Source organism: Pseudomonas sp. BSw22131 (assembly GCF_026810445.1).
GTDB lineage: Bacteria > Pseudomonadota > Gammaproteobacteria > Pseudomonadales > Pseudomonadaceae > Aquipseudomonas > Aquipseudomonas huanghezhanensis.
In genome coordinates this window covers 2627707-2649238 of record NZ_CP113949.1, presented here as the reverse complement: position 1 = coordinate 2649238, position 21532 = coordinate 2627707, and the positions used below count along the sequence as shown (strand labels likewise).

Sequence of the window (21532 nt, the reverse complement as noted above, 5' to 3'; positions counted from 1 at the left end):
AATTGCCAGGCGTCCGGCCTTGAGTCGTGATGCCTTCCATCGTGCGCGAGTCCAGACCATGTCCATCAATACCCCGCAGCAGATTGCAGACATCACCATCGAAGCTGGCGTCAAGAAGTCCCATTTGCCCACGTTGTCTGTGATGGTGCTCGGGTTTCTGGCGGGTGCTTTCATTGCCTTGGGCTTTCTGCTGGACATTCACGTCAGCACCATGATCCCGACGCCGTGGGCCTCTCTGGGTAATTTGCTGGGCGCGGCGGTCTTCCCGATCGGGCTGATTCTGGTGATTCTCGCTGGTGGTGAGTTGCTGACCGGCAACATGATGAGCCTGCCCACCGCGATGTTCGCCAAACGCATCACTTTAGGTGCGGTGGCCCGCAACTGGTTGCTGGTCACATTTGCCAACCTGTTGGGCGCGCTATTCGTAGCCTGGTTTTTCGGCCATGTGCTGGGTCTGACCGAGGGCGTCTTCCTCAAGAAAACACTCGCTATCGCCACCGCCAAGGTCAATGCGGACTTCAGTCAGGCCTTCATTTCGGGGATTGGCTGCAATTGGCTGGTCTGTCTGGCGGTGTGGCTGTCTTATGCCAGCAAAGACGTCGCCGGCAAGATTCTGGCGATGTGGTTTCCGATCATGGCGTTTGTCGCCATTGGCTTTCAGCACGTGGTCGCCAACATGTTTATCATCCCGGCGGCCATATTTGCCGACGCGTTGAGCTGGACACAGTTCATCGAAAACTTCGCTGCAGTTTTCCTGGGGAATGCGGTGGGCGGTGCAATTTTTGTCGGTTTGGCGTATTACGTATCTTATTCGAACGTCCTGCAGTCTTCGCTTTCCAACGTTAGCGTGACTGCGGCCGCGTCCAGCGAAACTCAAAAAATGTAACCCCCTCGCGCAGCGGTGCCAACGTGCACGGCTTTGCTGGCGATGCGGGCCTGAGATGATTAAATGTCTGAACGAGTGTTGATAGACGGGTTTTCACGCAAAGTCGATTACGTACGGATTTCCGTGACGGATCGCTGCGACTTCCGTTGCGTTTATTGCATGGCCGAAGACATGACGTTTCTGCCGCGCCAGCAGATTCTTTCGCTTGAGGAGATCGAGCAGGTGGCCGAGCGCTTTGTTGCGCTGGGCACCAAGAAGATTCGCCTCACCGGCGGCGAGCCACTGGTACGCGCCGGTATTGTCGGGTTGTGCAAACGCATCGCCGCCCTGCCCGGCCTTCGCGAACTGTGCATGACCACCAACGGCTCGCAGCTTGAAAAGCTCGCCCAACCCCTGTTCGACGCAGGCCTCAATCGCCTCAACATCAGCCTCGACAGCCTGGACCCGGCGAGCTTCAAGGAACTCACCCGCACCGGTGATCTGGCGAAAGTCATCGCTGGCATCGATGCTGCCAACGCGGCAGGTTTCGTCCACACCAAGCTTAATTGCGTGGTGATGCAGGGTCGTAACGATCACGAGATCAATGACCTTGTGGCGTTTGCCATTGAGCGCAAGCTCGATATCACCTTCATCGAAGAGATGCCGCTGGGCACCATCAGCGAACACAGCCGTGCGGAGTCGTTTTTCTCCAGCGATCAGGTTCGCGAACGGATTGCCGAGCGTTACACGCTGATCAACTCGACCGAGTCCACTCAGGGTCCGTCGCGCTACTGGCGCGTCGCCGAGGCGCCGGACATCCGCATCGGTTTTATTTCGCCGCACAGTCACAACTTTTGCGCCACGTGCAACCGCGTGCGCGTCACGGTCGAAGGCCGTTTGCTGCTGTGCCTGGGCAACGAGCACTCCATGGACCTCAAAGCCGTGCTGCGCGCCAATCCCGGCCATCCCGAAAAGCTCGAAAAAGCCATTATTGAGGCCATGAAACTGAAGCCGTACCAGCACAACTTCGAAATCAACGACGACGTGCAGGTGGTGCGGTTCATGAATATGACGGGGGGTTGAAGCTGTGATGCATGGCATGCATCACATTACCCGCTGACTCAATTTCGGCGGGCCTGGTGCCTTGGCCGACGTCTTATCCCTCTTGCACCAGCGCCTCAAACGCCTCCTCGATCAGGCTCAGCTGAGTCGGCCGCACCAGCCTCGACACTTCCACCCCGTCGCGAAAGAAAATCAATGTTGGCCAGAGCTTGACGCGAAACGAGCGTCCGAGCGGGCGTGCGCTGCCGTCTTCAATTTTCAGGTGGCGCACTTCAGGGTAATCGGCGGCGACCTCGGCGATCAGCGGCTGCGCCGCTTTGCAGTGGCCGCACCAGTCAGTGCCGAATTCGATGACGCTGACACCCGGTAGCGCATTGATTTCATCTCGGCCGGGCGCACTGCTGGCGTATGGAAGAGTGGTCATGGACGTGCTCCGGAAGGTCTCGGCAATTGGGCTGGCTACTTTACCTTCGCATTCTCGCCATCGCGAGGCGCCGTCCGGGTTGAACCAGTTCCGACGCCACGCGAATGAATTCGCGTCTACAGATGTTGAGTCGTGCGCAGATGAATGTGGGAGGGAGCTTGCTCGCGATGAGGCCGCTGACTAATCAGCGCGGGCAAGCCTCCAACGGCCTGGCGCGACCGGTTGTAGCAGCGGTCACAGCACCATGCCGTCTCGGGCGATGGTGACATTGGCCGGTAACTGTCCAGGCGCGTGCATCAGCCAAGCGTCCAGCGTGTGGCCGACGTGGGTTAGTACCGTTTGATGCGGTTGCAGCGCGTCGACGATCAATAGCGCAAGCGTAATATCGTTGTGGTTACGCGGCGTCTGCGGTTGCGGGGGCATTGAGCAGTCGAGAATCAACACGTCCAGTGGCAACTGCTGCAAATGCTCGGTCGTCGCCTCCGGCAAGCCGACCGTGTCGGTCAGGTACGCAATACGTCGCCCGCCGCCTTCCAGCAAATACCCCAACGTCGGCTTGGAATGCACCAGCGGCAGTGCAGTCACCGCAAGGTCACCCAGCAACCGACGTTCAAACGCTGCAAAGGGCTGACTGAAATCCAGGATTCCGGGATGTTTGTATACGTCCGCCAGCCCTTCCGGGTCGTCCGGGCCGTGCACCGGTATCACCAGGCCCTGCCCCCACCGCAGGTGCAACAAGCCCTGCGCGTGATCGGCGTGGTAGTGGGTCTGCAGAATGCCGCTCAAGCTGCGCGGCGGGAATCGTTCACACAGGTCCATCAGGCCGCTGTCGATCAACCAGCGCTGATCGCCGCACTCCACCAGCGCGCAACACGGCAGCCGTCGCAGCGCCGGGTCTTGGCGCGCCGCCCCACATGCCGGGCACTCGCAGCCATAGACCGGCACCTGACGCGCATCACCAGTGCCCAGCAAACTCAGGCGCATGCGCGCTCGCGGTCGATGCGCTGGAGCAGACGCGCCACGGTACTGCTCAATACGCCGGAGTTATCCAGCACAAACAGCGATGAATCCGTGGCGGTGAGCTCCGAAGCAAATTGCGCATTGCGCGCCAGACGTGCGTCGATGTCCTCCACCGACTCGCGTCCGCGTGCAAGCAAACGCTCACGCAGCACCGGCTGATCCACTGTCAGCACCACAGCCAGCAGATCGGGATAGCGCTCGCGTGCCTGGACGAGATGGCCGCGAGAGCCGTTGATCAACACGTCATGCCCGTCAGCCAGCCACTCATCGATCTGTTTGGGGATGCCGTAGTGCAAGCCATTGGCGAACCAGTTGAGGGCAAACTCACCTGCGGCCTGCATCTGCTCGAAGCGCTGGGTGCTGACCGCTTGCGCGGCCTCACCCTTGGCTTCTGCCGAGCGGGTAATGACCCGACGCACAATCCGGCAGCCCCGTTCGGCCATGGGTGCGCGTGCGGCGTCCAGCAGGCTGTCCTTGCCCGAACCGGACGGACCGATGAGATAGATCAACCTGCCAGCCATCAAAACACCCTCTTCGCTTGTCGCCAGACTTGTTGGATCACCGGCAGCGTGACGCCGTCGGGTTGAGCATGACCGCGTGCGTGAATCAGATCGGCACGCAGGCCGACGCGGATTTCGCCACGATCAGTCAGGCCGGCGGCCCTGGCGGGTGCGCCACTGACCGTCGCCATCGCCCTGGCCAGACCGGTGCCCTGCTCGTTGTCTTCCAGTTGCGCGGCCAACACAAACGCCGCCTGCAAAAGACTGGCCGGGTAATAGTCGCTCGACAGAATATCCAGTAGCCCTTCTTTCGCCAGCGCCGCCGCCGCGATGTTGCCCGAATGCGAACCGCCGCGAACGATATTAGGGGCGCCCATCAACACACTCATGCCCAGACGCCTGCAGCCCTGGGCCGCGTCAAGCGTGGTGGGAAACTCGGCGATGGTCATGCCGTAGGCCGCCGACTCCTCGACGTGTGCGAGGGTCGCATCGTCATGGCTGGCCACCGACAGCCCACGCACCAGACAAATATCGACAATGGCCCGGCGATAACGGTCGCTGTAGGTTTTCGAGTTGGCGACCTGCTCGACGACGAACTCATCCATCTGCGCGTCGCTCAGGTGGTACTTGCCCATGTAGTACTCGCGGTACTTGGACTCCAGCGCAAACTGGCGCTGACCAGGCGAGTGGTCCATCACCGACACTAGTTGCACCAACGGCTGCTCCACCAGATCACGGAACACGCTGAGGGTGTCCGGGTGGCAGACTTCGCAGCGCAGGTGCAGGCGGTGTTCGGCGCGGGTCATCTTGGCGGCGCTGGCCTGGGCGATGGCCTCGATCATCCCCGGCAGTTGCTGCATGCGCTTGCCTTTGGGGTTGACGTCGCCGATGGACAGCGCGTCGAACACCGTGGTGATGCCGGCAGCGATGATCTGCGCGTCATGGCTCATCACGGCCGACGCTTGCGGCCAGTCAACGCCGGGCCGTGGACTCAGGTGTTTTTCGAGGTTGTCGGTGTGCAACTCGACAAGCCCTGGCAACAGGTAATCGCCATTGAGGTTCTGCGCGTGAGGCAAGCGACTGAGGCCGGTTTCGACCTCGCTGATCAGCCCGTTTCGCAGCACCACCGTGCCGTTGAACACCTGTTCAGCGGTGACGATGCGCGCATGAGTGAGGATCTGTTCGTTCAGCATTCGAGCAACTCCCTGGCGGTGAGTTGGGCCGCGCTCATGTCCAGATTCCGGTCGGAAACGGCTTCACGGGCCACACGGTCATGGAAAATACCGATCACGGCGGCCCCGGCCTGTTTCGCTTCGTTGATCAGCTCCAGCACCACCTGGCGGTTGGTGTCGTCCAGCGAGGCGGTCGGTTCGTCAAGCAGCAGCACCGGCCACGGCACCATGAAGCCCCGTGCGATGTTGACCCGCTGTTGCTCGCCACCGGAGAAAGTCCCCGGCGCCAACTGCCACAAGCGCTGCGGGATGTTCAGCCGTGCCAGCAACGATTCTGCCCGGGCTTTGGCGTCCGGGCGGTGCCAGCCGCGGGCCAATGCCGGCTCCATGACCACATCCAGCGTCGCCACACGCGGGATCACGCGCAAGAACTGGCTCACATAGCCCAGGGTTTGCTGACGCACCGCCAGCACCTCTCGCGGTTCGGCGCCTGCCAGTTCCAGCCACTGGCCTTGATGCTGTACGCGAATGCTGCCGCCAGCGGGCAGATAGTTGCCGTACAGCGTGCGCAGCAGCGTGCTTTTGCCGGCACCGGACTGGCCGTGCAAGACCAGGCATTCGCCGCCGCACACCGAGAAGTTCAGCCCGCGCAGCACGTTCAGTACCACGCCGTTTTGCTGGTGCAGGGTGAAGGTTTTCGAGAGGTCACGGACCTCGATCAGCGTATTCATCATGCCGCTCCCAAAAAAAACGTGCAGAAAAAAACCGCCCAGACCCGCGCATCAGGGTTGCAGGACCGAAGACACCAGCAATTGCGAATAAGGATGTTGCGGGTCGTCGAGGATCTGGTCCGTCAAGCCGGTTTCAACCACCCGCGAGCGGCGCATGACCATCAGCCGGTCGGCCAGCAGCCGTGCCACCGCCAGGTCATGGGTGACGATCACCACCGCCAGATCCAGTTCGCGCACCAGCCCGCGCATCAGGTCCAGCAAGCGCGCCTGCACCGACACATCGAGGCCACCGGTGGGCTCATCCATGAACACCAGTCGCGGGCCGGAAACCAGATTGCGCGCGATCTGCAAGCGCTGTTGCATACCGCCGGAAAAGGTCCGCGGCAGGTCGTCAATGCGTTGCGGGTCGATTTCTACCTGACTCAGCCAGTCCAGACCTGCCGCCCGCAGCGCCTGGTAATTGCGCACGCCCTGAGCCATCAGGCGCTCGCCGATGTTGGCGCCGGCCGAAACCGCCATGCGCAAACCGTCACGCGGGTTCTGCTCGACAAAACCCCACTCGGTGCGCAGCAAGGTCCGGCGTTCGGCCTCGCTGGCGCTGTACAGATCAATCCACGGGCTTTCGCCTCTGGACGACTCGGCGCGGCGGTAGTCAATACGCCCGGCGTCAGGCGGGCAGCGCCCGCTGAGCAGCGACAACAAGGTTGACTTGCCTGAACCCGATTCCCCGACTATGCCCAGTACTTCGCCCGGATACAGCTCGAAACTGACGCCCTGACAGCCTTTTTCCGGGCCGTACAACTTGCCCAGATCACGCACTTTAAGCAGCGGCTGTGCGCGATCATTGAAGCGATCAGTGCGTGCGGCATCGGGTATTACGTGAGCGGCGATCATTGATCAGCCCTCCCCTGTTTGACGTTTTGCGCGCAGTAATCGGTGTCCGAACAGACAAAACTCTGGGTGCCCTGATCGTCCAGAATCAGCTCGTCGAGGAACGACTCGTGACTGCCGCAGATGGCGCAGTGCTGCTCCCATCGCTGCGGCGTGAACGGGTGATCTTCGAAATCCAGGCTGCTGACCCGGGTGTAAGGCGGCACCGCGTACAGGCGCTTTTCACGCCCGGCACCAAACAGCATCAGCGCCGGGCTCATGTCGAGTTTGGGGTTATCGAATTTGGGGATCGGCGACGGGTCCATCACGTAGCGCTCGTCCACCATCACCGGATACGCGTAGGCCGTCGCGATGTGGCCAAACGTGGCGATGTCTTCGTAGAGTTTGACGTGCATCACCCCGTAATCGTTGAGCGCGTGCATGGTCCGGGTTTCCACCTCCGAGGGCTCGATGAAACGCAACGGCTCGGGCTGGGGCACTTGATACACCATGATCTGATCGGCGGTCAGGGGTGTTTCCGGGATCCGGTGCCGGGTCTGGATGATCGTGGCGTCGGGCGTGCGTTCGGTGGTCGCAACGCCTGCGGTGCGGGCAAAAAACCGTCTGATCGACACCGCGTTGGTGGTGTCGTCTGCGCCCTGATCGATGACTTTAAGCACGTCATCGGCCCCCAGAATTGCGGCCGTCAGCTGCATGCCGCCAGTGCCCCACCCGTAGGGCAGCGGCATTTCACGGCCGCCGAATGGCACCTGATACCCGGGAATCGCGACGGCCTTGAGCAAGCCTCGACGGATCATGCGTTTGGTTTGCTCGTCCAGATACGCGAAGTTGTAGGCTTCGTCGCGCGGCCGTCCGGGTGGCGTGCGAGGTTCGATGGCAGCGTTCATTGGGCCTGCTCCTTGTGGGGCTTGCGCAGGGTGCGGATCAGTTCAAGCTCGGCTTGAAAGTCGACGTAATGTGGCAACTTGAGGTGCGAAACGAAGCCGGCGGCCTCGACGTTGTCGCAGTGCGCCAGCACGAATTCCTCCTGCTGCGCCGGGGACTGGATTTCTTCGTTGTATTCGTCGGCGCGCAATGCCCGGTCCACCAGCGCCATGCCCATGGCCTTGCGCTCGGCGTGACCGAAGGCCAGGCCATAACCCCGTGTGAATTGCGCGGGTTCAGCGCCGGAGCCGACGAACTGATTGACCATCTCGCATTCGGTGATTTCGAGGCTGCCGATGGCAATCGCAAACCCCAGCTCTTCGGGTTCGATCCAGACCTGCACTTCACCGATACGGATTTCCCCGGCGAACGGGTGGTTGCGTCCGTAGCCACGTTGCGTCGAGTAACCCAGCGCCAACAGAAAACCTTCATCGCCTCGGGCCAGAGCCTGCAAGCGTTGCGCTCGGCTGGCCGGGTATTCAAGCGGCTCGCGGGTGATGTCGGCAATCGCCTCGCCGGTGTCGATTTCAGTCTTGATCAGGCCCTCTTTAGCGAGCAAGCCAAGCACCCGCGGGCAAGGCTCCAGCGTGGCGTTTTCCTGCACCGGCGGCCCCGGAAACTCACCCTCCGCCAGCAAGCTGAAATCCAGCAAGCGGTGGGTGTAGTCGAAGGTCGGACCGAGCAACTGACCACCCGGAACGTCCTTGAACGTGGCCGACAGACGACGGCTGAGCAGCATGTCCGAGGTGTCGATGGGCAGGCTCGCACTGAAGCGCGGCAGCGTGGTGCGGTAAGCGCGCAACAGAAAGATCGCCTCGACCAGATCCCCTGCCGCCTGCTTGATCGCCAGCGCGGCCAGTTGTTCGTCGTACAGCGAGCCTTCGGTCATGACCCTGGCAACCGCCATCGGCAATTGCTGACGGATCTGTTCTACATCCAGCTCGGCAATCGAGGTGTCGCCACGGCGTTTTTTTGCCAGCACCTGATGTGCGTTATCGATGGCTTGCTCGCCACCTTTGACAGCCACGTACATCAGGCACCTCCCTGAGCGGCAACCCGAGTGCTGCGCGGCAGGCCCATGAGTTCGCTGCCCGCCAGGAAAAACACGTCGATGCCGCGTGGGAAGTCGTTACGCGAGTCGCGCTCGTTCCAGAAGCTTTCGGTCAATGGCAGCGCCACCTCATGGGTGCTCTGGATGCCGGGGCCGTGCCACGCCAGCGCGCGTCCACCTTCCAGGCTGGGTAGCTGGACCAACAGCGTGCAGGACTGATCCGGGTAACGGTCATTGCCCAGGTCGAACCCGCTGAGGTCGTGCAACTGGCTGTCGTCGAGCAGCGCAAAGCGTGCGTTTTGCCGGTCGCTGACGATGGGGCAGCCGCAATGAAAGGTCAGGTTGGCGCGGATGGCCTGCGTGTCGAACCTCGGCGCAAGCCACAGCGGCGTATCGATGTCCAGCAGCGCAAGACACAAGGCGTGGCTGGCAGCCGCCAGGCCTTCAAGGTGCGGCGGCACTTGCTCAGGCAACAGGTGTTGCGGCACACCAGGGCCTGCGAGGGCTTTGAGCGCGGCGCGGAAACTGCGTTGGGCGTCGAGCACGGGATCGGCGAATGCGGGTTGCAACAGCGTGGCAGTCATCAGTTTTCTCCTCTGACCAGCGTGAAAAACTCCACTTTGGTCGCTGCGGTTTCAGCTTCTTGCCGGGCCTGGCGCGCGGCCTGTGCCTGCGCCAGGGGTTCGATCAACTCGCTCAGCCAGCGAGCCTGTTGTGTGCCTTGCAGGTGAGCGTCAGCCAGTGCGGCCAGTTCGGCGTGACGCTTGTTGCGTCCGGCCAGATAGCTGTAGCCGGTGCGCCCGTCAGCCAGGCGTACCACGCAACGGGTCACGGTCATTTCGCCCACGTTGAACGGTGCCCCGCTGCCGCCCATGCGTCCGCGGACCAGCGTCATGCCGATCTCCGGCGCACGAATCAGCTGGTATTCGGCATCGCGCAACGCCGGTTCATGGCGCGCCAGGTCCAGCGGTCGGGCCTTGGACAGCACGCCGATCCAGTGCTGACGGGCGCGGTCGACGCTGCTGCTATCGGGGTGGGGTGGCGTGACGAATGAGTCAGTCATGAGGGCATCTCCATCAGGTAACGACCTGGTACTGGAAGCGATCAGAGCGGCTGGTGGACTGCGCAAGCTCCACCGGGCGCCCCAAGGCATCGCGGGAAAGGGTCAACACGGTCAGCGCCGGCAAATGACGCGGCATCAACAACAGACTGGCCTCGTCGCGGCTGGGCAAGCGCGCCCCGATCAGGCTGAACGTGCGGGTCAATGGCAGGTCTCGCGCGGCCAGAAACTGGCGCACCGAACCGCTGCTGTAATCGGCGAGCAACGGGGCGAGGCTGGCGCAGAAGCGATGACGGATCAGGCTCACCGGCTGGCCGTCGAGTCGACGCAGGGTGTGCAATTCAATCAGCGGCGCGTGTTCGGCCAGTCCGAGGTGTTCGGCCTCTTCGCGGCTGGCCAGGCATTGCTTGCGCTGCAGCAAAACGGCCTCGACGCCATGTCCTTGGGCAGACAGCGACTGGCTGTAGGCGCTTTCGGCCGCCACCGGATAAATCAACGGTCGGCCCAGCACCTGGGTGCCCTTGCCCTGACGCCGCAGCAGGCTACCTTCACGCACCAGCTCGTCGATGGCCCGGCGCACGGTGTGGCGATTGACGGAAAAACGTGCGGCTAACTGGACCTCGGCGGGCAAGTAATCGCCAGCGTGAAAACCGGCCAACTCGCTGCGCAACGTCTCCGCCAGCTCACGGTACATAGGGGCGCGGTAAGCAGGTTCGCGCTGCGAAGGCTTTCGGTGAACGGCTTCGCGTGGCAAGGCTTCTGATTGTCTAGACAACTGCATGGTTTAAAAAAGGGTTTGCACCCTCTCCTGTCGGTTGATGGCTAGATGAACTGCTTGCGCAGGCGCTGCGAAATGATGTCGATGACGCTCACCACCACGATGATCACCAGCAACACGGCGCAGGTCTGGACGAACTCGAAAGCGCGGATGTTTTCCCAGAGGATCACGCCGATACCGCCCGCGCCGACCATGCCCACCACCGTCGCCGAACGCACATTGGATTCGAAGCGGTACAGCGCATAGGAAATCCACAGCGGCATGACCTGCGGGATGACCCCGTAAATCACTTCCTGCAACGCACTGGCCCCGGTGGCACGCACGCCTTCTACCGGACCTGGATCAATGGCTTCGACGGCCTCGGCAAACAGTTTGGCGAGCACGCCGGTGGTGCTGATCCACAGCGCCAGCACCCCGGCAAATGGCCCCAGCCCGACCGCCACCACGAACAACATGGCGAATACCATTTCATTGATCGAGCGAAACGAATCCATGACCCGGCGCAGTGGTTGATGAATCCACCAGGGCGTGATGTTGTCGGCGCACAGAATCCCCAGCGGTACGGAACAGACGATCGCCAGCAACGTGCCCCAGAGCGCGATGTGCACGGTGACAATCATTTCCTTGAGGTACGAACGCCACTCGTGAAAGTCCGGCGGGAAGAAGTCGGCGGCGAAGGTCGCCATGTTTCCCGAATCTCGGTACAGCGCCATCGGGTTCATCTCGGCGCCGTGCCAGGCCCAGGCCATCATCGCGGCGAACAGTCCCCAGCCGATGTAACGGCCCCAGGATCGTTTGCCGACGGCGTCGGCATAGACAGCGTGAGTGGTCATAAACAGTCCCGTCTTGCAGGGTGAACACAACAGCTTCATGCGCTGGCGCGGCGCCTGGGCACCGCGCCACAGCGATTAGCCCGCTTTGGCAGTGCTTTGCTTTTCCAGCTCGGAGATGCGGTCCTGCAGCTTGCTCAGGCCGTCATCGATGACCTTGAGCCGCGTGGCTTTTTCATTGGCGTCCAGGGTGGTGCTGGCAGTCACCTCAGACTTCTGCTTGAACAGGTCCAGTTGGCGGATGGTCAGCAACTGGTCGTCCGAGGACTTGAGGAACTTGCCCATCTGCATGTTCTTCAGTACGGCCTTTTCTTCGTCGGTGTCGCCGTACGTGGCGAAGAATTCTCGGATCTTGTTCTTGTCGTCGTCCGACAGAGACTTGCGCCAGACCATCGGGTCGGCCGGGATGATCGGCGACTTCCAGATCACTTTGAGCAGCGCGGCCTTGTCGGGCTGGGTCACTTCCAGGCGATCCCAGCTTTCGGTGTTGAAGGTCGCCACATCCAGTTGGCCCTTGGCAACGCTCAGGGCGTTCACTTCGTGGCTCGAGTTGAGGGTGCGTTTGAACGCGGTGGCGGCGTCGACATGGTTCTTGGCGAACACGTAATAGCCGGGGATCAGGTAACCGGAGGTGGAGTTTGGATCGCCGTTACCGAAGGTCAGCTCTTTGGCGTGCTTGAGCATGTCCTCGACTGAATTGATCGGGCTGTCCTTGCGCGCAATGATCACGCTCCAGTAGCCCGCCGCGCCATTGGCGGCAGCGGTCTGGGCGAAGATCTCACCGCCCGAGCGATCCACCGCTTCCATCGCAGCCTTGTTGCCCAGCCAGGCGACATCCACCTTGTTGAAGCGCATGCCCTGGATCAGGCCGGCGTAGTCGGAGGCGAACGTTGCGTTGACCTTCAAGCCGGTCTTTTTGGTCATGTCGTCGAGGAACGGCTGCCACACGGTCTTGAGGTTTTGCGAAGACTCCGTGGACATGATGCCGAAGTTGATGACTTTGTCTTCAGCCTGCGCGGTGCCCAGCAAACAGCTGGCGAGCAAGGCGGCAGACGCGAACGCGCGACCGATACTGTTCAACATTGAGTGCTCCTGAATCGAGAGATTGTGCGTTGTCTGTAGAACCCAACTTGGTGGCGAGGCGGCTGACGCGGTGTGTCAGTAAAAACGCCTCGCGAACAAGTTCGCTCCTGCAGGGGGTTCTGGGTGACATACAAACGTGCTCAGGCCTGGGCCAGTACCAACCGAGGCGGCTTGCCGGATTTGCGGCCCTTGTCGGAAAACATCAGGCTGGTGTCGAGATCGCCACCGTAGAGGTCATTGAGAAACGTACTGCTCAGCGCATCGCCTCTGCCGTCGTAATGAATGCGACCGGCTTTGAGGGCCACGGCACGCGGGCAATAACGCACTGCGTAGTCGACCTGATGCAAGGTGACGACCACGGTCTTGCCGTCGCGACGGTTGATGTCGGCGAGGATTTCCATGACGTTGCGGGCCGATTCCGGGTCCAGCGAGGCGATAGGCTCGTCCGCCAGAATGACCTCTGCGCGCTGGGTGAGTGCACGGGCAATCGCCACCCGCTGCTGCTGTCCGCCCGACAGGGTTGATGCGCGCTGATGGGCCAGATCGGCGAGGCCCACGCGATCGAGGGACTCCAGCGCACGGTGTTTCTCTTCGGCGTTGAACAGCCCGAGGTTGCCACGCCAGCGTGGCATGCGGCCCAGGCAGCCGAGCAGCACGTTGTCCATGACGCTGAGCCGATTGACCAGATTGAACTGCTGGAAGATGTAGCCGATGTCGGCCCGCAAACGCCGGACTTTGCCATTGAGCCGCCCGGATGCCTGAACTTCGCGTCCCAGCACCTGGACCGTGCCACCCTTGTTCCGGTCGCAACAGGCGAGGCCCGCAAGATGGCGCAGCAGCGTGGATTTGCCGGAGCCTGAAGCGCCGATCAGCGCGACCATTTCGCCGGGTTGTATAGACAATTCGAGATCAACCAGCGCGGTTTTACCTGCAAACGTCTTGTTCAAGCGGTCGACATGGATGGCTGCGTTCATGGGCTTCTCTGTCGTATGGTCTGGCGTGCTGCGAGGGTGATTTGACGGTCCGTGAAATCACCCTTGCAGGCGGCGTTGCGAATGACATTAGAGAGCGCATATGGCAGTGCAATGAACCGCACATGAACGTGGGATAACAGTTTGCTGACCGTTTCAGGTCCGTTTTTGCGACGATCGAGCAGACATCTGATGCTATAAATGCAGGCCAGAGGGCCTGTGGGCTAGACAAGGTGAGGCCTCCTTCCGACAAATCCCATCCGTTTCAAGACAGCGATACGATCCGAACCAAGAAGGCGTTGACCCATGCACTGGATTCGAACGATGAAGAAAACACTGTCCATCACCCTGCTCGGTGCGCTGCCGCTGATGGCCTTTGCGGCAGGCGACGTCGCCGATGAGACCCCGCCGCTGGCAGACACCGGTTCGGCGCATTACACCTTTGAGCGCCTGAATGTCGATTCGCCCGACGGCCAGATCCATTACCGGCTGGACATTGCGATCCCGAAAAAGCAGGCGCCCGCTGCGGGCTATCCGGTGATGTACCTGCTGGACGGCAACAATGTCATGGCCGAGTTGCGCGAAGACTGGCTGGGGCAATTGAACGAAGGCAGCCCGCCGCTGCTGGTGATGATCGGCTACGACATTGACGGCACCTACGACATGCAGCAACGCACCCGGGATTACACCGGGGCGACGTCAGCGGCGTTTCTGCAATTGATCCAGAGCAAGATCAAACCTGAGGTGCAGACGCGATACGCCATCGATCAATCGCGGCAGATGCTCTGGGGACACTCGTTCGGCGGGTTGTTCGTGCTGTACGCGCTGCTGGAAAAACCCGAGGCATTCCAGACCTGGTTCGCCGCCAGCGCTTCGCTTTGGTTTCAGCCAATGACCTTCGATAACGGGATGGCGTTGCAGCGGTTCACCGGCAATCAGCCGAGGACGGTGCGCATCATGCGAGGGGAACGGGAAGGCAAGCCACCGGTTGCGCAGTTCGATAACGGCTCGCCGGAAAGAAGAAAGGCCATGGCAGCAGTGCCGAATGACTCCAACCGGCTGCTGGCCGAGCACCTGGCAACCCTGCCCAATACCGATGCGACCTATGAACAGCCCAACGGCCGCAATCATGGGCAGATGTTCAGTACGGCGCTGTATCCGGCGCTGCGCATGGCGGCGGGGTTGCCGGAAAAACCCTGACCTAACGCTGCCGGTACTGTAGGGGCTGACGAGCCCGAGCGAGGCTGCGATTGCGGTGTGTCAGACAGGTTGCATCGCAGCCTCGCGCTGCTCGTCAGCTCCACAGGGGCTTGCAGCCTCATCGCGGGCAAGCTCCCTCCCACCGGCTTGACATCTGTAGACGCGAATTCATTCGCGTGGCGGCGGTCCTGTTTCAACCCGGACGACGCCTCGCCAACAAGTTAGCTCCTACAGAGATCGCGCATGCCCCGTCTCCAGTCAATGTCAGATCCGGAAGGTGCCCACCAGGTGCTGCAACCGTGCGGTCTGGTGTTCCAGATTCGAGCAGGCGTCCAGTGTGGATTTGAGGTTGTCGACGCCCTGCTGATTGAGCACGTTGATCTCGGTGATGTCGACGTTGAGCGACTCCACCACGGAGGTCTGCTCCTCGGTCGCCGTGGCCACCGACTGGTTCATCCCGTCGATCTCACTGATGCGCTGGGTCACGCTGCTCAAGCGTTCACCCGCCTGATTGGCGATCACCACGCTGCTCTCGCTCTGACGCTGGCTTTCGGTCATGTTGGCGACGGCATCGCGGGCACCCACTTGCAGTTCCTCGATCATCTTCTGCACTTGCTGCGCGGAATCCTGGGTGCGGTGCGCCAGATTACGCACCTCGTCAGCCACCACGGCAAACCCGCGACCAGCCTCGCCTGCCCGCGCGGCTTCAATCGCTGCGTTCAACGCCAGAAGGTTGGTCTGCTGGGAAATCCCGGAAATCACCTCAAGAATCTGCCCGATGTTGGCCGTCTTGTTGTTCAGCGTTTCGATGTTGACGCACGACTCGCTGATCTTCTCCGAAAGCGACTGCATGGCCTTGATGGTCTGGCTGACGACGCCCTGCCCTTCAGCCGCCAACTGACTGGCCTGGCTGGAATGCTGCGACGCCAGCGCTGCGTTTTGCGCAATCTCTTGCGCGGCGGCGCCCAGCTGGTTGATCGCAGCGGCAACGCTGGTGGTGCGATTGGCCTGTTGATCAGAGTTGCCCATCGAGGAGTTCGACGCGCCCACCACCCGTGCGGCGACTTCGCCCAACTGCCCGGCGGTGGACGCCACTTCACGGATCGATCCGTGGATACGCTCGACGAAGCGGTTGAACGACTGCGCCATCTGGCCGAACTCGTCCTGCGAGTTGATCGACAGACGCTTGGTCAGGTCGCCCTCGCCGTCGGCAATGTCCTGTATCGCGCGGCCCATCTGGTGCAGCGGTTGCATCAGCACGCGGATCAACAGGCCGAGCAACAGCATAATGATCGCGACCGCAATCACCATCGCAGTGATTGCCGAAGAGCGGAATTCACTGAGCATCGAATAGGCCGCATCGCGTTCAAGCACCAGCGCCACGTACCAGTTGGCGGAGCTTACGCCTTCAACCTTGGTGAACGAGATGAACTGCGCCTTGCCTGCCGACTCAATCTCGGTCACGCCCGGTGCGATTTTGGGCGCGCCGTTCGGGTACGCCTCGCTGACGTTCTTGAGCACCAGCTTGCTGTCCGGGTGAATCAGGATCTTGCCGTCGGCACTGACGATGTAGGCGTAACCGTGGCCACCGAAATTCAGCGAGTTGATGGTCTTGGTGATCGCATCGAGGGAGATGTCCGCACCCGCCACCCCGATCATCTGTCCTTGTTGGCGAACAGGTGTGGCGAGCGTCACCACCAGCTTGCCGCTGGAGGCCGCAATGTAGGGCTCCGTGACAATGGTGGCCTGCGCCGCATCGGCCGCCTTGTACCAACCGCGTGCGCGAGGGTCGTAGTCGGCGGGGCGATTGCCGGTCGGCACGGAGAACATCACGCCGTCTTTACCGCCGAAATAGCTCAGTTGAAAGTTATCCGGGTACACCGGCAAACCGACAGCGCGTTGCAGGCTGGTCAGCGCAGGGCCGTCTACGGCAATTTGCTGGGCCATGGAATGCAGCAACTGGGTGCGGCTGTCCAGCCAGGTTTGAATGTTCTGGGTAGTAAGAACACCTAACTGGGTAAGTTCAGACGCCACATTATTCTTGAGGGTTTCACGTTGTCGGTAATCGTTTACAACGATAAACACTGAAAACGCGGCAACAACTATCAACGCGGCAGCCAGCAGGATTTTCCTGCTGAAACCCAGACTTCTGATCATACGATTGTGTCCATAAACAGGAATGACAACGAGGTGTGTGCACCACCAGACAGGCACGCGCTACGCTTTCGACGAACGTGTACGAAAAGAGCAAAGACGCGGCCTTATCTCTGTGTCGGCTGGATGATGGAAGTCGTTAGTTGAAATGACGGGCGGGGAGTAAATAGTTAAACGGTATTTAGCAGCGGCGTTAAATAGGATCCCATCAACGCTTAAAGTTTGCTTTAAACCCGAATCGTGAAGAATTGCGTGCAGTTGCTGACAAGCCTGAGCGACGTCACGATCACGGTCAGTCAGTCCAACCGCATCGCGGCGTCGCTTGGGCTCGTCAGGTCCTGCAGGGAGATGGGGTACCAGTTATTTGGCAAACACCTGCGACATGTCCTTGAATGCCTTGAATTCCAGCGCATTGCCGCACGGGTCGAACAGAAACATCGTCGCCTGCTCGCCTACCTGCCCCTTGAAGCGAACGTACGGTTCGATCACAAACTTCACGCCCTGCCCGCGCAAACGCTCGGCCAGTGCTTCCCAGGTCTCCCAGCCCAGAATCACACCGAAATGCGGCACCGGCACATCGTGGCCGTCTACTGCGTTGGTGCCGGCATGGGCCTGTGAATCAGTCTTGGGGTGTTCGTGAATCACCAGTTGATGCCCGAAAAAGTCGAAATCCACCCAGTGCTCACTTGAGCGCCCTTCGGGCAGATTGAACACATCGGCGTAAAAGTGCCGGGCGGCGGCCAGGTCGTAGACCGGGATGGCGAGGTGAAACGGCGAGAGTGTCGAGGTCGATGTGGTCACGGTGATGTCTCTTATGGGCGAATGCACGTATCTTTGCCCATTGATTCATGAATTGAAAACTCATAATTTTCGTGTCGAGCACGAATTATTTTTATTAAAGAGCTTTCACTTAAAGCACTTTGATCAATGAGCGCCCCATGATCCGCGAGCTGAAAACCCTGCTCACCGTTGCCCGCCTTGGCACTTTTGTCGCGGCGGGCAACCACATCGGCCTGACTCAATCCGCGATCAGCGCGCAGATCCGCACGCTGGAAAAAGCGTTGGGCAGCAACCTGTTCGATCGTAATGGTCGCAGCGCCACTTTGAACGCGGCGGGTCAGCGCGCCTTACCCATGGCGCGGGAGATCGTCGAGATTTACGAGCGCATGGCAAAACCCGAGCCCGATAGCGGCTATTTCGGCGAGTTGGTGATCGGCGCCATCGCCACCGTGCAGACCGGCCTGCTGCCTGACGCCTTGGTGCGGCTCAATCGCCAGGCGCCGGCGATTGAGGCGAAAGTGGTGCCAGGGGTTTCACAGAACCTGCTCAACAGCGTCGACGCTGGCGAGATCGATCTGGCAATCCTGATTCACCCGCCGTTCGCGCTGCCCAAGGATTTGCACATGGAGGTACTCAGGCGTGAGCCGTTTGTGCTGATCGCCCCTGCGCAAACACCCGGCGACGATCCGCTGCAATTGCTGCGCGACAACCGTTTTGTGCGCTATGACCGGCATTCGTTCGGTGGACGTCAAGTGAGCCGGTTTTTGCGCGAGCAGAAAATCGAGGTCAATCCGGGGCTGGAGCTGGACGAAGTCGAAGCGCTGGTGCGCATGGTGGAGGCCGGGCTGGGCGTGTCGTTGGTGCCGCAAGCCGGGTTATGGCTGGCGCGAGAGGCGAATATTCGGGTGATTGAACTGGGCCCTCTCACCTTTCATCGAGAGCTGGTCCTGATCATGCGTCACGCCAATCGGCAATTGCCGCTGAATCAACTGTTTCGGGCGTGTTTGGGATAGACGGCCATTCTGTAGGAGCGCGCTTGCCCGCGATGCGTTCGTCAGACCCATCAATGGAGACTGACAACGCCAATCGCGGGCAAGCTCCTACAAAGTGACTCATCAGGCCTGGGCCAGATGACAGCGCACCAGCTCCCCGTCTCCTTTTGCCGGCAACAACGCTTGGGGCTTCTCACAGCCGGTGGTCGCCTTCGGGCAGCGGTCGCGGAAGAAACACCCGGTCGGCAAATTCCGATTACCCGGCAACTCCGTGGGCGCGGCGATGTGCGCATCGTCCACCGGCACACCCAGACGCGGCACCGCTTCAAGCAGCAACTGCGTGTAGGGATGGCGTGGCCGTTCCAGTACCTCGGCGGCGCTGCCCAGCTCGACGATCTGTCCCAGGTACATCACCGCCACCCGGTCGGCCATGTGCCGCACCACGGAAACGTTGTGCGAAATCAGGATGTACGTCAGGTCGCGGCTACGCTGCAATTCAGCCAGCAGATTAAGGATTTGCGCCTGCACCGAGATGTCCAGGGCCGAGGTCGGCTCGTCCAGCACAATGATCTCCGGGTTGGACGACAGCGCCCTTGCAATCGCAATGCGTTGCCGCTGGCCGCCGGAAAACTGGTGAGGGAACCGATCCATGTATTCAGTGCGAATCCCAACCTGCGACGCCACCTTGGCGGCGATATCGCGCATGTCCCGACGTGGCGCAGCCTGCTGCACGAACAACGGCTCGGTGATGATCTTCCAGATCGGCAGGCGCGGATCCAGCGACGACTGCGGGTCCTGAAACACGATCTGCACGTTGCTGCTGCGCTCGACGGCGTTGTTGTAGATCCAGTTGAGATGGCCCGTGGTCGGTTTGATCAGCCCCATGAGCAGTTGAGCGAGCGTGCTCTTGCCGCAGCCGGATTCACCGACCACGCCAAGGGTTTCACCTGCGCGCACTTTCAGGTCAATGCCGTTGAGCGCATGGGCCACGGATTTCGGGCGACCCAGCCAGTCGTTACCGACCGGGAAATGGACGCGGACGTCTTCGAGCGCAAGGATTGTGGGCTGCTCATCAATTTTCAAATTGGTTTGCGATTTCATGGGCGAGAGATCACTTGTTGGAGTGAGCGGGCGACAGGGTTATCGGCTAGCCAACAGGCACTTTTTCTATCCCCCGATTCCGCCACCGCCATCAGCGGCGGACGCGTCAGGCACTTGGGCATCGCATACCCGCAGCGATCCCTGAAGGTACAACCGCCCGGCAGCGCCGACAGGTTCGGGACCTGCCCCGGAATGGTCATCAAATCGGTGCCCGGTTCGACCTGCTCCGGCAAGCCACTGAGCAAGCCTTGGGTGTACGGATGGCTCGGATCGGCCATGACGTCGGCGGTGACGCCCTGCTCCACCACCGCGCCGGTGTACATCACGTAAACCCGGTCGCAGAACTGCGAAACCAGCGCCATGTCGTGGGTAATCAACAGAATCGCCGTGCCACGCTGGCGTGCTTTCTCGCGCAGCAGCAACAGCACCTGGCGCTGCACCGTCACGTCCAGCGCAGTGGTGGGTTCGTCGGCAATCAATAGCTGTGGATCGCAGGAAAACGCCAGGGCAATCATCACCCGCTGGCGCATGCCGCCAGACAGCTCGAAAGGGTAACTTTCCATGATCTGTTCGGGGTCGGCGATGTGCATGTCGCGCAGCAACGCAATGGCTTTGGCATGGGCCTCGGCCTTGCTCAGTTGCTGATGGTGAATGATCACGTCGAGCATCTGCCGACCGATGCGTCGGGTTGGGTTGAGCGCGGTCATGGGCTCCTGAAAGATCATCGCTGCATCTCGGCCACGAACCTTCAGCAGGTCGTTTTCTTTGGCCAGCAGCATGTCGCGACCAAGAATGCTCAGGCTGCCGCTTTTGACCTGATAAGAACGCTCCGGCAACAGCCTCAGGCTGAGCATGGCGGTCACCGATTTGCCCGAACCGGACTCGCCGATCACCCCGACGATCTCGCCGGGATTGACGTGCAGCGTCACGCCGTTCAGGGCCTTGACTGTACTTTTGTAGGCCGGAAACTCGATGCACAAATTGTCGATGGCCAGCACCGGAGCCTTGGCGTCAGGCGTTAGGGAAGCTTGGGTGTGCATGGTCATTTCCCCTGTTGCCGTGGGTCGAGCAGGTCACGAACGCCATCGCCCAGCAGATTGAACCCGGTGGCGGTGATCAGAATCGCCAGCCCCGGAAAGGTCGAGTACCACCATTGATCGAGGATGTAATTGCGCCCGGTGGCGACCATCGAGCCCCACTCCGCCGTGGGCTGTTGCGCGCCCAGGCCGATGAAGCCCAGCGCCGAGGCCATGAGAATCGCGCTGCCGATGTCCAGGCTTAACTGCACCAACAAGGGCGGCATCGCATTGCGCGCCACGTGCCAGAGCACCATGTGCCAGCGCCCGGCGCCGAAGGTTTCCGCAGCTTTGACGTAGCCCATCTGGCGGATGCTCAAGGCCTGACCCCGGGCCAGCCGCACATAGAACGGAACCCGCACCAGCGTGATCGCCAGCATGGCGTTGAACAGGCTCGGGCCGAGGGCTGCGGCCAGTGCCATGATCAGCACCAGCGACGGCACCGACAGCATGATGTCCATCAGACGCATCATCAGGCCGTCGAAGCGCCCGCCGATAATTCCGGACATGCAGCCCAGCAGGCCGCCGACAAAGCAGGAGGCAAACGCCACGAACAGGCCAACGCCCACGGATTGCTGGCTGCCGTACAGCACGCGGCTGAACAGGTCTCGGCCCACTTCATCGGTGCCGAACCAGTGGCTGGACGAGGGCGCAGCCAGTCGATGCGCAAGGTCCAGCGCATTAGGGTTATGCGTGGCCAGCCACGGCGCGAACATCATGCACAGCAACACCATCAAGGTGATCAGCAAACCGGCCATGGTCAGCGGGCTGCGCCGGACCTGATATGCCAGGTATGCAAACTTGTCCTGCCAGCGAGTTGCTTTTGGCAGCGGCGCGACAATGGGGGCGGTAATAGGTGTAGACATC

23 protein-coding genes and 1 pseudogene are annotated in these 21532 nt (G+C 61.2%); 4 read left to right on the top strand and 20 right to left on the bottom strand.

Annotated features, from left to right (window positions below):
- Positions 1-58 precede the first annotated feature (58 nt).
- Together OYW20_RS11820 and moaA are read left to right on the top strand one after the other, a co-directional pair.
- Positions 59-886, top strand: coding sequence for a formate/nitrite transporter family protein (locus OYW20_RS11820; protein WP_268800853.1), 828 nt, complete (start codon positions 59-61; stop codon positions 884-886).
- Between the two features lie 63 nt (positions 887-949).
- Positions 950-1948 carry a GTP 3',8-cyclase MoaA gene (gene moaA, locus OYW20_RS11815; protein ID WP_268800852.1) on the top strand — a complete coding sequence of 333 codons (999 nt, stop codon included), beginning with the start codon at positions 950-952 and terminating at the stop codon, positions 1946-1948.
- A 73-nt stretch (positions 1949-2021) separates the two neighbouring features.
- On the opposite strand, the gene OYW20_RS11810 is transcribed toward moaA, so the two are convergent.
- The 14 genes from OYW20_RS11810 to phnC form a co-directional block, all read right to left on the bottom strand.
- Positions 2022-2351 (bottom strand): thioredoxin family protein, encoded by a 330-nt coding sequence (locus OYW20_RS11810; RefSeq protein ID WP_268800851.1) that lies wholly within the window; start codon positions 2349-2351, stop codon positions 2022-2024.
- Between the two features lie 234 nt (positions 2352-2585).
- On the bottom strand, positions 2586-3335 hold the full coding sequence (gene phnP, locus OYW20_RS11805; RefSeq protein ID WP_268800850.1) for a phosphonate metabolism protein PhnP: 750 nt from the start codon (positions 3333-3335) through the stop codon (positions 2586-2588).
- A complete protein-coding gene (gene phnN / locus OYW20_RS11800; protein WP_268800849.1) occupies positions 3326-3892 on the bottom strand; it encodes a phosphonate metabolism protein/1,5-bisphosphokinase (PRPP-forming) PhnN in 567 nt (188 codons plus the stop codon). Before phnN ends, phnP begins: the two co-directional genes overlap by 10 nt.
- Positions 3892-5064: an alpha-D-ribose 1-methylphosphonate 5-triphosphate diphosphatase gene (locus OYW20_RS11795; protein ID WP_268800848.1), complete on the bottom strand. Its 1173-nt coding sequence runs from the start codon at positions 5062-5064 to the stop codon at positions 3892-3894. The genes phnN and OYW20_RS11795 overlap by 1 nt, the downstream gene beginning before the upstream one ends.
- Positions 5058-5774, bottom strand: coding sequence for a phosphonate C-P lyase system protein PhnL (gene phnL / locus OYW20_RS11790; RefSeq protein ID WP_268800847.1), 717 nt, complete (start codon positions 5772-5774; stop codon positions 5058-5060). Before phnL ends, OYW20_RS11795 begins: the two co-directional genes overlap by 7 nt.
- A 51-nt stretch (positions 5775-5825) precedes the next feature.
- Positions 5826-6668 (bottom strand): phosphonate C-P lyase system protein PhnK, encoded by an 843-nt coding sequence (phnK, locus tag OYW20_RS11785; RefSeq protein WP_268800846.1) that lies wholly within the window; start codon positions 6666-6668, stop codon positions 5826-5828.
- On the bottom strand, positions 6665-7552 hold the full coding sequence (locus OYW20_RS11780; RefSeq protein ID WP_268800845.1) for an alpha-D-ribose 1-methylphosphonate 5-phosphate C-P-lyase PhnJ: 888 nt from the start codon (positions 7550-7552) through the stop codon (positions 6665-6667). The genes phnK and OYW20_RS11780 overlap by 4 nt, the downstream gene beginning before the upstream one ends.
- Positions 7549-8622, bottom strand: a complete 1074-nt coding sequence (locus OYW20_RS11775) for a carbon-phosphorus lyase complex subunit PhnI (RefSeq protein ID WP_268800844.1) — start codon at positions 8620-8622, stop codon at positions 7549-7551. Before OYW20_RS11775 ends, OYW20_RS11780 begins: the two co-directional genes overlap by 4 nt.
- Positions 8622-9224 carry a phosphonate C-P lyase system protein PhnH gene (gene phnH / locus OYW20_RS11770; RefSeq protein WP_268800843.1) on the bottom strand — a complete coding sequence of 201 codons (603 nt, stop codon included), beginning with the start codon at positions 9222-9224 and terminating at the stop codon, positions 8622-8624. Before phnH ends, OYW20_RS11775 begins: the two co-directional genes overlap by 1 nt.
- Entirely contained in the window at positions 9224-9703 is a 480-nt protein-coding gene (gene phnG / locus OYW20_RS11765) for a phosphonate C-P lyase system protein PhnG (protein WP_268800842.1), read from the bottom strand. Before phnG ends, phnH begins: the two co-directional genes overlap by 1 nt.
- 13 nt (positions 9704-9716) lie before the next feature.
- On the bottom strand, positions 9717-10481 hold the full coding sequence (gene phnF, locus OYW20_RS11760; protein ID WP_408005490.1) for a phosphonate metabolism transcriptional regulator PhnF: 765 nt from the start codon (positions 10479-10481) through the stop codon (positions 9717-9719).
- Positions 10482-10522: 41 nt separating this feature from the next.
- The gene (phnE, locus tag OYW20_RS11755) at positions 10523-11311 is read right to left on the bottom strand and encodes a phosphonate ABC transporter, permease protein PhnE (protein WP_268800840.1); all 789 of its coding nucleotides are present in this window, start codon (positions 11309-11311) and stop codon (positions 10523-10525) included.
- A 75-nt stretch (positions 11312-11386) separates the two neighbouring features.
- Positions 11387-12391 carry a phosphonate ABC transporter substrate-binding protein gene (gene phnD, locus OYW20_RS11750; protein WP_268800839.1) on the bottom strand — a complete coding sequence of 335 codons (1005 nt, stop codon included), beginning with the start codon at positions 12389-12391 and terminating at the stop codon, positions 11387-11389.
- Between the two features lie 140 nt (positions 12392-12531).
- The gene (gene phnC / locus OYW20_RS11745; RefSeq protein ID WP_268800838.1) at positions 12532-13365 is read right to left on the bottom strand and encodes a phosphonate ABC transporter ATP-binding protein; all 834 of its coding nucleotides are present in this window, start codon (positions 13363-13365) and stop codon (positions 12532-12534) included.
- A gap of 321 nt (positions 13366-13686) precedes the next feature.
- On the opposite strand from phnC, the gene OYW20_RS11740 reads away from it, so the two are divergent.
- Entirely contained in the window at positions 13687-14562 is an 876-nt protein-coding gene (locus tag OYW20_RS11740; RefSeq protein WP_268800837.1) for an alpha/beta hydrolase, read from the top strand.
- 264 nt (positions 14563-14826) lie between these two features.
- Here OYW20_RS11740 and OYW20_RS26225 read toward each other — a convergent pair whose 3' ends face one another.
- From OYW20_RS26225 to OYW20_RS11730, 3 genes and pseudogenes are all read right to left on the bottom strand, one after another.
- The gene (locus OYW20_RS26225; protein WP_408005511.1) at positions 14827-15591 is read right to left on the bottom strand and encodes a methyl-accepting chemotaxis protein; all 765 of its coding nucleotides are present in this window, start codon (positions 15589-15591) and stop codon (positions 14827-14829) included.
- 141 nt (positions 15592-15732) lie between these two features.
- Positions 15733-16719 (bottom strand): annotated as a pseudogene (locus tag OYW20_RS26220) (cache domain-containing protein); the annotation flags it as partial.
- A gap of 357 nt (positions 16720-17076) precedes the next feature.
- Positions 17077-17517, bottom strand: a complete 441-nt coding sequence (locus tag OYW20_RS11730; protein ID WP_268800835.1) for a VOC family protein — start codon at positions 17515-17517, stop codon at positions 17077-17079.
- Positions 17518-17654: 137 nt separating this feature from the next.
- Here OYW20_RS11730 and OYW20_RS11725 point away from each other — a divergent pair, with 137 nt between their 5' ends.
- Positions 17655-18509, top strand: coding sequence for a LysR substrate-binding domain-containing protein (locus OYW20_RS11725; RefSeq protein ID WP_268800834.1), 855 nt, complete (start codon positions 17655-17657; stop codon positions 18507-18509).
- A gap of 102 nt (positions 18510-18611) precedes the next feature.
- Here OYW20_RS11725 and OYW20_RS11720 read toward each other — a convergent pair whose 3' ends face one another.
- Genes OYW20_RS11720 through ddpC form a run of 3 tightly spaced genes read right to left on the bottom strand, consistent with a single transcriptional unit; the run spans position 18612 to position 21531 of the window.
- Complete coding sequence (locus OYW20_RS11720; RefSeq protein ID WP_268800833.1) at positions 18612-19589, bottom strand: oligopeptide/dipeptide ABC transporter ATP-binding protein; 978 nt, start codon at positions 19587-19589, stop codon at positions 18612-18614.
- Entirely contained in the window at positions 19586-20635 is a 1050-nt protein-coding gene (locus OYW20_RS11715) for an ABC transporter ATP-binding protein (RefSeq protein ID WP_268800832.1), read from the bottom strand. The genes OYW20_RS11720 and OYW20_RS11715 overlap by 4 nt, the downstream gene beginning before the upstream one ends.
- Positions 20632-21531: a D,D-dipeptide ABC transporter permease gene (gene ddpC, locus OYW20_RS11710; protein WP_268800831.1), complete on the bottom strand. Its 900-nt coding sequence runs from the start codon at positions 21529-21531 to the stop codon at positions 20632-20634. The genes OYW20_RS11715 and ddpC overlap by 4 nt, the downstream gene beginning before the upstream one ends.
- Position 21532: the final 1 nt, after the last annotated feature.